Here is a 13,407-nt window from a genome sequence, read left to right as displayed (position 1 = left end):
AATACCAAACTGTTTTTTGATCTTTAGTCCTTCCTAAATAATGTGGATAAGTCGATCATAACGTACTACTGAGATATATTTTTTGCACTGTATTATCGAACGAAATTTATTCAAATTACACTCACCAAACCCTGATTAAGCCACAATTATGCCGACTCAAAACCATGCTCAAGAGGCTCAAGACCGCTACTTTATGATGCTTGCTATCGAACAAGCCAAGCGCGGTTTATATACCACAAGACCCAATCCAGCAGTTGGTTGCGTCATTGTTCAAGCAGAAACGATCGTCGGTCAAGGGTTTCATCCAAAAGCTGGAGAGCCGCATGCAGAAGTGTTTGCTCTAAAAGAAGCAGGCGCGCAAACTGTCGGTGCCACGGCCTATGTGACGCTAGAGCCTTGTAGTCATACAGGACGAACGCCGCCATGTGCGCTAGCTCTCGTCAAAGCACGGGTCAAGCGTGTTGTCATAGCGGGTCTTGATCCCAATCCACAAGTCGCAGGTCGCGGCGTACAATTATTAAAGCAAGCAGGTATTGAGGTTACGGTTGGGATATTGACCGAACAGGCTGAAGCCCTTAATCGTGGTTTTTTAAAGGCCATGCGCACCCAAATGCCTTATGTCCGCCTTAAAATTGCCACCAGTCTCGACGGCCGTACCGCGATGGCCTCCGGCGAGTCAAAATGGATTACCTCAGCAGCGGCTCGCGAAGACGTACAAAAACTACGCGCACAAAGTGGCGCTATCATCACAGGCAGCGAAACCGTTATCGCTGACAATCCTCAACTCAACGTCCGCTCCAATCAATTGGGCGTTTCATGTGAGCAAGTGCCAGCGCCGATGGTCGTCATACTCGATAGACGACAACGCTTAAGTCACAGTGCTGACTCAGAGTATCAATTGTGTCGTCGTTCAGAAACGCTTTATTGGCGTACAGAGGATCTCACTACGTTATTAAAAACATTGGTGCGTGAACACCAGTGTTATGATGTCTTGGTAGAAGCGGGCGCTGGGGTTGCAGGCAGCTTTTTAAGCCAGCAGTTGGTAGATGAGTTAATTGTCTATCAGGCGCCTTGTTTGCTAGGGGTTGAAGCACGACCTATGGTGGCGTTTAACCCGCTGTCTTTGGCGCAGCAGCTACGTTTTAACGTAATCCGCCATGAGCAAATAGGGGCTGATCTTAAGCTGACATTGTCACCACTCTAAGGCTATTGGGTGTTAGACGACTTATCCCACACACGATAATCGCTCCACTATAAAAGAAATACAGTAATACTGGCGACCATTTTGCGCCGCCTCTGTCAGCAACGGAACGGCAAGCAAGGAAAATGGTTGCTAGTATCGAATGATCATAGGCGTATCTTTTTTATTTAGGACTGACTAGATTGACTGTGAACCAATTGTGGATAAGTATCAATACCTATAATATTTATGTTAGGTTTCACATGAAACTGTGTATAACTTTGTTTCACATGAAACTTAAAACTTAGAATTTTATATGGATTATAAAATATTTATATATAAATCAAAGACTTATTTGGTATTTTATAGTTTGATAGACTACCGTCGTATGATATAGGCTTTGTGGATAACTTTTGCTTAAAACCAGTTTCTACCGTACCAAAGCTTGATTTATACTTACTTATCCACAACTTATCCTCTATAAGGCTTAACTCTCTCCATTTTAGTCACAATTTGGATTGAGTAGCCGTTGATACCCTGACGAAATAACTGAAATATAAGGCGTGTTGAATAATCAAACACGCCCTAATGTCTATCATCACAATACAATCATAAAACGAGGTCTATATGTTTACCGGAATCATCGAAAGCGTTGGAACAGTAAAATCCATGCAACCCACAGGCGGCGATATACGTTTGACCATAGAGTCCAATGAGTTAGATTTCAGTGATGTCAAATTGGGCGATTCTATCGCATCAAATGGTATTTGCTTAACGGTCGTCGAATTTGGCAGTAACCATTATTCGGTTGATGTTTCTCGTGAAACCATCGCGCATACCGCGCTAGAAACCCTAAAACCCGGCCACACGGTCAATTTAGAAAAAGCCATGCTACCAACCACGCGTTTTGGCGGTCATATCGTGGCAGGTCACGTGGATGGAGTAGGGGTTGTCAGCAAGCTACAACAAGATGCGCGTTCTATCTATATTGAAATCGAGATACCACAGGACTTGGCGCATTACACAGCGACCAAAGGCTCTATCACAGTCGACGGTATCAGCTTAACGACCAACTTGGTACGCGATAATATTGTCTCTTTAAACATCATTCCGCATACCGCACAAGTGACCAATATCGCCAAGCATTGGCTGGTTGGTAACAAAGTCAATATTGAAGTGGATATCGTGGCCCGTTACTTAGAGCGTTTATTGAATAAATCACAAACGAGCGCTATAAGTGCGCCAAGTCCGCAAAGTCAGATCACAGAAGCCTTCTTAGCAGAAAATGGCTTTATGAAATAAGGACTCAAGCTGTATTAAAACCAATTTTGGCTCAAAATAGATTGGTAAAAGGTGCTCAATAAAGCAACTTGCCTTTTACCTAGAGACAGTAGATATTATCCGTTAGAGTCCCGCTTAAATATTGTAGCTTAATGACTACGATTGCTCGCTAAGCCTTGATAAAGCTTTGCAGCGCGGTCTCTAGCGCCTCTTTATTGATAGGCTTGGTTAAAAATTCGTCCATGCCTGCCTGCATACAAGCCTCTCGATCTTCTGCCGCATTATTAGCGGTCAATGCCACAATCGGAATATCATCGCCTTGGGCACGGATGGCTCGGGTCGCTTGTAGCCCATCCATGACGGGCATGCGGCAATCCATCAAAATCAGTAAAATGTCTTGACGCTGGCGTGCTAGCAGATCAAGCGCTTGCTGCCCATCTTCTGCTACCACACTTCGATAACCCAGCCTTTTGAGTATTCTACAAGTGATTTTTTGATTGGTGGGGCTGTCTTCTACCACCAAAATCAGAGGCGCAAGAGCGGGAGTAGTAGCTTCATTGGCTACTACTTCCACTACCGTCGTTGATTGGACAGGCTGCTCTTCAAAGGGTTGGGTTTGCGCAAGCTTCTGCCTTGCTCCTAAAGTCAAACGCAAGACCTCAGAGAACATCAGTGTCATGTCCAATGGCTTGGTCAAGAAACTATCAAATTTATCCAGTAATACCGATGGGATACGGCGCTCAGGGTTCATGCTAAACAATATTTTTGGCAGCATTGAATAAGCAAAGAGCGGGGCTAAAGCCTGTTGTTGATTATCAGAGGTATGAGCTGTATGAGTAGATACGGTGGTAGCAACGGCGTCATAGCATTCATAATCTAATAGCAACAGGGGTGCTAGTGGCTGGTCGTTGCTTGACCATTTATCGACCAGAGACCGTATGGTCTCGGCGCTCGTAGAAGCATGAATGCTCGCCGATATAGACAAATGCGTACATAACTGCTGCAACTGTTCAGCGATCAGCGGTTGATTGACAATGGCAATTAAATGGATACGACTAAAATGCGGGCTACGATGATAGACGGGTTGATAGTTAGGATGACGACAAGGCAGATACAGATTAAACACGCCGCCTTGATCGCCGTTGTTGGTGAACTCAACAAAGCCACCAAGCAATTGGGCGAAGCTGTTGGCATCATTTAAGCCAAAGCTTGTTGCAACAGTAGGCTGATCCGTTTGATCGCTTGCTGGGATACTGGCTTTATAATCATTTCGATCAAAGTCGCTTAGTAGCTGACGTTGCCTATCTATTATCACACTGGTGTCATTGTCTTTTATGCTAAAACGAACCCAGTGCGAGGAAGGCTCTACCACTTTATTTTCATTATTCTCATTAAGAGGAAGCAGCTGCTCGCTGTTTATTTGCTTGATTTGCGCGTCGGTTACGCAATCAACGGTGAGCGCAACATAGCCTGAGGTTGTGACGGTGATGGTATTTTCTAATAAAGTTAAGAGCGTTTTACGCAGACGGATGTCATCAGTATGGATACAACGCGGACAATCTGGGGAAAAGAAGTAAATCAATTCCAACCCTTGTTGCCTTATATTGCTGATGACAAGGTTACTGGTTTCTTGCGCCAGCTGATAGATATCTACAGACTCGATATTAAGACGCGTCTTTCTCACCTCCACTTCCTCTATACCGAGGGTATCATGGAGTGTCGTCAGCATACTTTGACTGGTGTTGATCAAAGATTTTAATACGTCATTTTGATGAACCGTTAATGTGGCCGGATTGATCGGCTCAAGCGTATCAATGATCTCCTCTAGAGGCACGCGCAGCTGATAGCCTATGAGTGATTGAAGCTGGTTTGATTGATCAAGTTTTTGCTGTAGCTGTTGATTTTGCTGCTGTAATTGCTCAGTTTGAGTGGCAAGCTCATGAATACTATTCAAGAGGACGGTAAAACCATGAACTTGTCCGTATTCACCAAACCACGGCGTGATATGTAGCTGATAAACTTGGTTGTTTTGTAGTCCGTAAACGATCAACGTACGGGTCAGACGAAGGTCCGACAATGTTTGTAATAGCTGCTGCGTTGCTTTGTCCTTACCAGTGACAAAATCTGTTAATTCATGCTCTCCATCTTTTTGCGAAGCGGACATAAAAACTTGTTCAAAACGCTGGTTAAAAAAGCTAATCTGACCGTGGCGCATGATCATGAGCATGGGTAAGGGCGCTTGCTCAACCAAGCGATCAAGTCGATGTTGGAGCGTTTTGATACGGCGATAATCACTGTGCAGCTGATAGCTAATTCGGCTTAGCGCATTGCCCAAATACAAAAACTCTGTCGTTGCTTTTTTATGCAAAAATGGGGGCGGACGGTAAGTCTCCTTTGCTTGGCTACTTAAACTGTCGGTGTAAAGCAGCACTTGCTCCCATTTGGTACGACGGCCGAGCATGTACGTCAATGCGATAATAAAAAATATAATCCCTGCCATCAAAGGCAGCCAATAGCGATAAGATATCCAATCAATGGCAAGTGGTCTATGACGCAATATAATATAAACTTGATGACCGCTTTTGAGCTTGATAGTACCTGCTAAATTACGGTTGTTAAGCGTATACGTACTATGGCTACGCCCATCTTCGTCTGAGGGCGACAAAACAGTGGGAAAGGTCACCGTTGCAAAAGCAGGCTCATTGGGACGGGCGTGATTGTGGATATACGTCTGCCCAGATGGCATCATAAAAATCAGCTGATAGCTTGTATCTGCAAACTTGGGCTGTTCTAAAACCTGTTTGATTTCAGTGTTTAGCGGAACCATATGTTCGATGATTTCATGCTGTAACGCATAAAAAGTAGCAACGCTTTGTTCTTTGTTGTCTTCTTTTACGTCATGGAACAGGGCAAAGTAGTAAAGTGCTAGCATCGATAGCACTGTCAGCCCATAAAATATAAGTAAACGCTGTAAGGACTGAAACTGTAGCATGAACGCGTGGTCCTATATCGACACAAGAAAACATCATGAATAGACAATAAACTTAGCGCGGTGGCAGGTTGGCTCAATCCATTCGGTTTTTTATTATAAAGACAAATCGTGTCATTAGTCACGTCCGATTGCTGCTATTACAATCATGGCACAACCGCACAAACTCCCCTATAATGGACAAACCCCCATATATAATGCCTGATTATGACTACAATTGCTTCAACCTCCGATTCATCCGCGCCTTTTATAGCCAATGACGGTCAATTTGAACCGCGTTTAAGGGTAGTGTTTGCTGGTACACCTGAGTTTGCGGCCATAAGTCTTGAGTCGCTTATCAATCAGCAAGACGCACTGAATATTGATATTGTCGCGGTATACACTCAGCCTGATCGTAAAGCAGGGCGTGGTCAAAAACTGTCCGCTTCTGCCGTTAAACAAGTGGCGTTAAACCACAATATCGCTATCGAACAACCCGCTACTTTTAAAAAATCTAGCACAGAAGGTATGGCGGCGCGGCAGACCCTGCGTACGTATCAACCTGATGTCATGATTGTGGCGGCTTATGGACTGATTTTGCCAGTGGGCGTATTGACCACGCCAGTACACGGCTGCTTAAATATCCATGCGTCTTTGTTGCCGCGCTGGCGCGGTGCTGCGCCGATCCATCGTGCCTTGCTGGCGGGCGATAGGGAAACCGGTATCACCATCATGCAGATGGATAAAGGCTTGGACACAGGTGACATGATCTATAAAGTCAGTTGTCCTATTGAGCCGCAGGACACAGCTGCCAGCCTACATGATAAGCTCGCAGCACTGGGCGCAGAAGCCATCACTGCGGTGTTAACAGACATGCCAAACTATCAGGCACAAGCCATCGCTCAAGAGGACAGTCAAGCCAACTATGCCGAAAAGCTGATCAAAACCGAGGGCGAGATTGACTGGACACAACCTGCTACTGTGATTGAACGACAAATTCGCGGATTGACACCATGGCCTGGGGCTTATACGTTCTTAAACGGTCAGCGTGTCAAGGTTTTAGCCAGTTTGCCCGTTAATACGTCGCAGCACACTCATGAGCCCGCTGGTACTATTATCAGCGTGGGGCGCAAAGCGATTTTGGTTGCTTGCGGTAAAGCAGGCACGCAGCAAATGGCTGACACGTTGGCTTTTACGAACGTGCAGTTTGCTGGTGGTAAACCGATGACGGCTGAACAAGTCTGTCATGGCAACCAGCTAAATGATGGTGACCAGTTCACAGCAGAAGCAAAATAATTTAACCTCACCTAGCTTAATGACTGTTATTTAATAAACCATTATTTGATAAACCGTTATTTGATAAACCGTCACTTGATAAATCGCTAATTAATAAATAATTGTTTAATAATAAGTCATCCAACTTGCACAAGACGCTACCAACCCTGCGTCAAGGAAATCCAATTTAATGAGACAAACCAGCACCGCGTCTAGAAACAATGCGCCTAGAAACAATAAGCTTAAACCGTCAAGCAACCTCATCATGAATGGTAGCGTCCGCGTGCGTGTGATTCGCACCTTGCTTGCCATTCAAAATGGTCAGTCGCTCTCAAGCGTGCTTGATCCATTATTAAACAGTTTGCACGACGGCGACAAAGGCTTTGCTCATGCATTGTTATTGACGACATTACGTCAATGGCACGCGCTGGCACGTCTGCTCGATACCTTGGCAGACAATCCTATTGACGAGGTGGAAGTTCGAACCACGATTCAAGTGGGTTTGGTGCAGTTGTTGTATTTAGAAGTGGCCGATCATGCGGCCATTCATGAAACGGTTGAAGCGGTCAAAGAGATTGAATTTGCCCATGCCAGCGGTTTGGTCAATGCTATTTTGCGTAAAGTCGCCAAAAATCCCAGCAAATTTCGGAAGAAATGCGATAAAAAGCATAGCCTACCAAACTGGCTTGCTTATCAGCTCAAACAAGACTGGAGCGAGCAGTATGATGAGCTTACCCAAGGCTTACGCCAAGCTGCCCCCATGTTTTTACGAGTCAATACGGCCGTTAGCTCAGTAGAGGATTACCAGCAAGCATTGGATGGGGCGGAGATTGACGCGGATTTGGTTGAGCTAACAGGCGGTCTTAACTTGTCTCAATCTTCAGACATAACCTCATTATCAACCAAAGCATTGCACTTGCATCAAAGTACGGGTGTTAATGCGTTGCCACATTTTGCTGAGGGCGCAGCGAGTGTACAAGATTTACATGCACAGCTTGCCGCACCTATTATTCATAATGCGTTAATGCATAAAGTTAAGGCCAACGGTGACAGCACTGACCTACATATTCTAGATGCTTGCGCAGCACCTGGCGGTAAGCTTGCTCATTGGTTAGAACTCTTGAATTCAGCCGAACAATCACCTTTGTTTCACGTGAAACAAGACAGTACCTTATCTAGTATCAAGCTTACCGCTATCGATAATGAAGCGCCGCGTATCGAACGCATTTATGAAAACTTACAGCGCTTGAGTTTGACGCAGCAAGATCTAAAAAATTCTGAGCAAACGCTTGATAAAGCAATGAGCATTGCGCTCAATGTGGTTTGTGCGGATGCGACCAGATGGCAAGGCGCTGATAAAAAAGACACCAGCGAAGCGGTGTTTGATGCCATATTGCTTGATTCTCCCTGTACCGCGACGGGGGTGATTCGTCGTCATCCGGATATCAGTATTTTACGTACTGAGGAAGATATTGAGCAAACGGCTGTTTTACAAGCTGATATTTTGCATAACTTATGGCCGCAGTTAAAAGCGGGCGGTTATCTGCTCTATGTGACTTGCTCGATTTTAAAGCAAGAAAACGTGGAACAAATGCAAGATTTTATCAAGCATCATGATGACGCCGTCGCGATGGAATTTACCGAGGATTGCAATTGGGGCATCGCGCAAACCATCGGCCGCCAGTGTTTGCCGATTGATAGCACCAGTGGTGATGGTTTTTATTATGCGTTGTTGCAGAAAGCTGCTGAATAAACCGTAGCGCAGCAAAGAGCTAATATAAGTGATATTCTAATTAGATAGAATTTTTGTATTAAGACTTTAAGGATGAGGCAATGGAATTAAGAAGACATAATGTCGAAGTTAATGATGCTGACCCTTTTGCAAATGATTGGTTGGAACGCAAGGGATTTGCTGACCAACTAACGAATATTATTGAGAATAATAAACAAGGTGAAGTAGTTATAGGACTTAGCGGGCAGTGGGGTGAAGGTAAAACGACTTTTGTAAAAATGTGGCAAAAACATATGGAGACAAAAGACATTGCTTCCATTTATTTTGATGCGTTCGAATATGATTATCTAGAAGATGTATTTCTATCTTTAGCTATTGAGATATACAACTATGCCAAGGTAAATGGTCTTACTGCAAAAGAAGATTATTTAAACAAGTCTAAGAATACTTATCACCTTCTACAAGCTGTGATAGCAAAGACGTCACCTATCAATATTGACTCAAATTTTCAGGAAAAGCTAACTCATGAAGAGAGCCAAAAAATTGATATTTCTGAAGTTATTAAAAACAGTTTAAATTCTGCGTTAGATAACGCTTTTGAACAAGCTTTAAGACAAAAAGAAGTGTTCAAAGATTTTAAAAAATCTCTATCTCAACTCGCGTTTGAGGCTTCAGAGCAAGATATGCCTCTTGTTATCATCATTGATGAACTAGATAGATGTAAGCCTAGCTTCGCTGTCGAGATATTAGAAAAGATAAAGCACTTATTTTTAGTAGAAGGGGTCGTTTTTGTTTTATCTATGCATCATGAACAATTAGAAGAATCTATTAAAAAGGTTTACGGTCAGAACATAGATGCTCATACTTATTTACAAAAATTCATCGACTATCCAACTAGACTACCAAAAGCTGATCTATCCAACAATAGTAACCGTAGAAAATACTTTTGGAACCAAGTAGAGTTCATAGGACTACCTGTGCGCTCGTCTGAGTCAATGAATAGCTCATATGAGCTGTTTCTAATACTTTCAATTCGTTATGACCTGTCCTATAGACAGTTAAACAAGGCTTTGCAGAATTATAAATACCTTGTAGCTAGTTTAGACACTAATTTTGGTAATTTATATCCTAGAATGTTTTTGATGGTTTTTATAAGCATACTTAAAGTAAAAAGTGGAGCTTTAATCTCTAAAATAAGAAACAACACTGCTACCTATAAAGACTTAGTTGAGAATGCTTTAGAGGTCAGAGGACAGAATGACTTTAATCTTGAAGTACTTCAGAAGCTTATTGAGTTTAGTTTCCTCTCTATTGATAGCTTTCAAGAAGCTCAATATGGTTCTCATGAAAGAGATTTCTATGATAATTTCAGGGGTTCAATAGGGCGACGTGAAAACAAAGTATTAATGAACTTGGTTCAACGTTTAGAGTCTTTCGAAGACTATTAGATTTAGCTAAAAAACCTGACCACTTCCGCAGCTGTCACTCCCAAAATGCTTGCAATAGTCCCGTTATTAAGAAGATCGAGTAGTTTGCTTTTTGCTTCAGGATCGCCGCTTTTTTCAATCTCACTGATTAAGGTCTGTAGATTGATGTTAATATCAGTGGCGTTATGAGTATTGGTTTGACTGTTGTTATTACCAAATTGAGCATTACCGCTGACGTTATAGTTTGTAGTCATTTTTTCTTCCTTGTTGTGAGTGATAGCAGTATCAAAACTGTTCACTAGCTTTTGTAAGCCATTTATCGTATCACCATCAGATACTGTATTGCTTTTATTCAAATACACTTGGTTAAATACGTCTATCACTTGTATATTACAAGCATCATTTCTTAGTAACACAGAATAACCATCTACGAAAGCTATAAATTCGTTTTGAACTTCTTCTAAATCTCTAACAGTGATACTGTTTGGGTTAGCTAAATACGCATTTATTTTTATCTTAAACTTAATTAGCATTTCTATCCAGTCTGACTTATAAGACATTAGACTACCTGTAATAGTTTGAGTTTTAGGTTCATGTTACCTTATATTTCTATAAAAGAGCTATGACTTATCGGTGGTTTTCCAATGCTTGTAGTAGAGGTTGGCAGGTTTTATTCACAAAACAGTATAGACCGTTTATTTAATAAAGCTTATCGCTAAAAATATGCTACCCTTTTTCTATTTTAAATGAATATGATTCTTTGACAGGACACTCTAATGAAATATATCAGTACCCGTGGTCAGACAGCGCCGATGGATTTTAGTGATGTGCTTTTGATGGGGCTGGCGCCAGACGGTGGTCTGATGCTGCCTGAGCACTATCCAACAATTGATAGTACTGTGCTCGATGAGTGGCGCACGCTGAGCTATCCACAGCTTGCCATGGCGATTATGCAGCGTTTTGCGACCGATATTCCAGCAGCGGACTTGCAGGATATTATCGAGCGGACTTATACGGCTGACGTGTTCGGCTCTGATGACATTGTTCCTGTTCGTAAGCTCGAAGACAATTTATATATCTTAGGATTATCAAACGGCCCAACGCTGGCATTTAAAGACGTGGCCATGCAATTTTTGGGCAACGCCTTTGAATATGTGCTCAAACAAAAAGACGCCCGCATCACCATTATTGGTGCAACCAGCGGTGATACGGGTAGTGCGGCAGAATATGCACTGCGCGGTAAAGAAAACATCGAAGTCTTTATGCTATCGCCGCACGGCAAAATGAGTGAATTTCAGCGCGCGCAAATGTATAGCTTGAGCGATGACAACATTCACAATATCGCTATCGATGGCATGTTTGATGATTGCCAAGATATCGTTAAAGCGTTGCAACAAGACGCGACGTTCAAAGCCGCTTATAACTTAGGCACAGTCAATTCAATCAACTGGGGTCGCATACTGGCGCAGATCGTTTATTACTTTAAAGCGTATTTTGCGGTCACCACCAATAACGATGAAAAAGTCAGTTTCAGCGTACCGTCAGGTAATTTTGGTAATATTTGTGCCGGTCACATTGCCCGCGAAATGGGTCTGCCCGTTGAGCGCTTAATCGTCGCCACCAATGAAAACGACGTCTTAAATGACTTTTTTAATAAAGGTGCGTATCAACCGCGCCCCACTGACAAAACCTACGTCACGTCAAGCCCGTCAATGGACATCTCAAAAGCCTCGAACTTTGAACGCTTTGTTTATTTGCTACTAGAAAAAGACAGCGCCCGTGTCCACGAGTTATTTGATGGCGTAAAATCCGGTCAAGGGTTTGATTTGTCAGATGTGATGGAGGCGGTCAATACGCGTTATGGGTTTGCCGCTGGTAAATCGACCCACAACGACCGTTTGCAAACCATCAAAGCCCTTTATGAGCAGCACGGTGAACTGGTCGATCCGCATACCGCTGATGGCATTAAAGTCGCTAAAGAATTGCAGTTAGATAATGAAGTTATCATTTGCGCTGAAACCGCACTGCCTGTGAAATTTGCCGATACGATTATAGAGGCAGTCGGTCAAATCGACATTGCCCGTCCTACGCATACCGAAGGGTTGGAGGATTTGCCGCAGCATGTGGTGGTTCTAGACAATGATGCCAAGCTGGTTGCGGAGCAAATCCGTCAGCATGTCACACCAAACCCAGCTTAATATATTGAGCATTTTTAGCTATATCTTCTAAAAAACACCACGCAAGTAGTGGTTTTAAGGTTACGCCATTGTAATAAATTGTTTATGATTGTGTTATGGTGGATATGATTGTAATATTAGAAATAGCGTCGGCAGGACTTTATTGTTCCGGACGCTTTTTTAGGAATCATATCAGCCAAAACTGTGGTCTATATTGTGGATATAATAATGAAGATGAGCTTAAAAAAGATAGCGAGAGCACTGTTACTCACAACATTTAGCAGTGCCATGCTGATGACCACAGCCTACGCCAATAATCCACCACCAACCATTAAAGCGGATGCGCCCAATCGCTATGTCGTCAAAAAAGGCGATACTTTATGGGACATCTCAGGACGTTATTTAGACAGTCCATGGCGCTGGAAAGAAATTTGGGCCACCAATAAGCAAATCAAAAACCCAAATCTTATTTATCCCGATGACATCCTTATCTTATGTGTGATCCAAGGTCAAACCCTGATTGGTGTGGATACAGGTGAGGGCTGCGCTGGCGTTGAAAAACAACTAACCGGCAATGCGGTTGCCAGTACGGTAACGATTACCTCAACGGCCAATAGTATTCCCGCGATTCCTTTATCTGCCATCCAGCATTGGCTAGACAAAACCATCATCGTTGATCCTCGCGATTTTAACACCACGCCTTACATTTTGGCTTCTAAAAACCGCAACTTGATTACCGCCAGCGGTGATAAAGTCTATGCCAAAGGTGTACCGCTTATCGTGGGTCAACGCTACGGTGTCTACCGTGAAGGCGAGCCATATGTTGATCCTAATACCCAAGCGGTGATCGGCTTAGAAGTGACGCAAGTAGCAACAGGGTTGGTCACTTCTACAGAAACCAATGGTGTGACAAGCCTACAGCTCACGAACAGTTACGGTAAAGAAGTGCGCGAAGGGGATCGCGTATTCGTTGAGCTTAATAACTCTATTCCGCCAGTCTTTTATCCTGAGCCTGCCTCTGTTAGCCGTGGTGGCTTGATTGTGCGCGTCATGGATTCAATCAGCTCAGCGGCAAAGGGGAGTGTGGTCGCCATCAACTTAGGCAGTGCTGAGGGTGCCAAACCCGGTGATGTTCTAACCGTTTATCAAAAAGGGCCATTAGTGCGCGATAAGATGGACAACGATATGCCGGTACGCTTGCCCAATGAGCCAAGCGGTACGGTCATGGTCTTTAATACGTTTGATCATATTAGTTACGCTTACGTATTGGATTCTGAGCTACCACTGAGCGTCGGTGATCAGCTACTACCGCCGCCTTATTTATAACGATCTATCACTGGTTTAATGAATGAGCCACGCTAAGTCCG

General features: G+C 43.4%; 9 protein-coding genes. 7 read left to right on the top strand and 2 right to left on the bottom strand.

Annotated features, from left to right (window positions below):
- The first annotated feature begins 148 nt into the window (after window positions 1-148).
- Together ribD and AAJP47_RS04020 are read left to right on the top strand one after the other, a co-directional pair.
- Entirely contained in the window at window positions 149-1,204 is a 1,056-nt protein-coding gene (gene ribD, locus AAJP47_RS04025; RefSeq protein ID WP_346716631.1) for a bifunctional diaminohydroxyphosphoribosylaminopyrimidine deaminase/5-amino-6-(5-phosphoribosylamino)uracil reductase RibD, read from the top strand.
- Window positions 1,205-1,807: 603 nt separating this feature from the next.
- Window positions 1,808-2,482, top strand: a complete 675-nt coding sequence (locus AAJP47_RS04020) for a riboflavin synthase (protein WP_346716630.1) — start codon at window positions 1,808-1,810, stop codon at window positions 2,480-2,482.
- Window positions 2,483-2,630: 148 nt separating this feature from the next.
- Here the strand turns inward: AAJP47_RS04020 and AAJP47_RS04015 are convergent, their stop codons facing one another.
- A complete protein-coding gene (locus AAJP47_RS04015; RefSeq protein ID WP_346716629.1) occupies window positions 2,631-5,453 on the bottom strand; it encodes a response regulator in 2,823 nt (940 codons plus the stop codon).
- A gap of 204 nt (window positions 5,454-5,657) precedes the next feature.
- Between AAJP47_RS04015 and fmt the strand changes: the two genes are divergently transcribed.
- The 3 genes from fmt (at window position 5,658) to AAJP47_RS04000 (ending at window position 9,884) form a co-directional block, all read left to right on the top strand.
- On the top strand, window positions 5,658-6,725 hold the full coding sequence (gene fmt, locus AAJP47_RS04010) for a methionyl-tRNA formyltransferase (protein WP_346716628.1): 1,068 nt from the start codon (window positions 5,658-5,660) through the stop codon (window positions 6,723-6,725).
- A gap of 169 nt (window positions 6,726-6,894) precedes the next feature.
- Window positions 6,895-8,457, top strand: coding sequence for a transcription antitermination factor NusB (locus tag AAJP47_RS04005; RefSeq protein WP_346716627.1), 1,563 nt, complete (start codon window positions 6,895-6,897; stop codon window positions 8,455-8,457).
- Window positions 8,458-8,537: 80 nt separating this feature from the next.
- Window positions 8,538-9,884 (top strand): KAP family P-loop NTPase fold protein, encoded by a 1,347-nt coding sequence (locus AAJP47_RS04000; protein ID WP_346716626.1) that lies wholly within the window; start codon window positions 8,538-8,540, stop codon window positions 9,882-9,884.
- A 2-nt stretch (window positions 9,885-9,886) separates the two neighbouring features.
- On the opposite strand, the gene AAJP47_RS03995 is transcribed toward AAJP47_RS04000, so the two are convergent.
- Entirely contained in the window at window positions 9,887-10,423 is a 537-nt protein-coding gene (locus AAJP47_RS03995) for a hypothetical protein (protein ID WP_346716625.1), read from the bottom strand.
- A 216-nt stretch (window positions 10,424-10,639) separates the two neighbouring features.
- Between AAJP47_RS03995 and thrC the strand changes: the two genes are divergently transcribed.
- Together thrC and AAJP47_RS03985 are read left to right on the top strand one after the other, a co-directional pair.
- A complete protein-coding gene (gene thrC, locus AAJP47_RS03990; RefSeq protein WP_346716624.1) occupies window positions 10,640-12,061 on the top strand; it encodes a threonine synthase in 1,422 nt (473 codons plus the stop codon).
- Window positions 12,062-12,268: 207 nt separating this feature from the next.
- Window positions 12,269-13,366, top strand: coding sequence for a LysM peptidoglycan-binding domain-containing protein (locus AAJP47_RS03985; protein ID WP_497198680.1), 1,098 nt, complete (start codon window positions 12,269-12,271; stop codon window positions 13,364-13,366).
- Window positions 13,367-13,407: the final 41 nt, after the last annotated feature.

It is taken from the genome of Psychrobacter halotolerans (genome assembly GCF_039680845.1).
Taxonomy (GTDB): Bacteria; Pseudomonadota; Gammaproteobacteria; order Pseudomonadales; family Moraxellaceae; genus Psychrobacter.
The sequence above is the reverse complement of the archived record's forward strand: the minus strand, read 5'-3'. Positions and strand labels throughout refer to the sequence as shown.

Coding starts and splice junctions, on each gene's coding strand:
- thrC (WP_346716624.1), top strand. CDS start 10,640: ATGAAATATATCAGTACCCGTGGTCAGACAGCGCCGATGGATTTTAGT.
- AAJP47_RS04015 (WP_346716629.1), bottom strand. CDS start 5,453: ATGCTACAGTTTCAGTCCTTACAGCGTTTACTTATATTTTATGGGCTG.
- fmt (WP_346716628.1), top strand. CDS start 5,658: ATGACTACAATTGCTTCAACCTCCGATTCATCCGCGCCTTTTATAGCC.
- ribD (WP_346716631.1), top strand. CDS start 149: ATGCCGACTCAAAACCATGCTCAAGAGGCTCAAGACCGCTACTTTATG.
- AAJP47_RS03985 (WP_497198680.1), top strand. CDS start 12,269: ATGAAGATGAGCTTAAAAAAGATAGCGAGAGCACTGTTACTCACAACA.
- AAJP47_RS04000 (WP_346716626.1), top strand. CDS start 8,538: ATGGAATTAAGAAGACATAATGTCGAAGTTAATGATGCTGACCCTTTT.
- AAJP47_RS03995 (WP_346716625.1), bottom strand. CDS start 10,423: ATGTCTTATAAGTCAGACTGGATAGAAATGCTAATTAAGTTTAAGATA.
- AAJP47_RS04020 (WP_346716630.1), top strand. CDS start 1,808: ATGTTTACCGGAATCATCGAAAGCGTTGGAACAGTAAAATCCATGCAA.
- AAJP47_RS04005 (WP_346716627.1), top strand. CDS start 6,895: ATGAGACAAACCAGCACCGCGTCTAGAAACAATGCGCCTAGAAACAAT.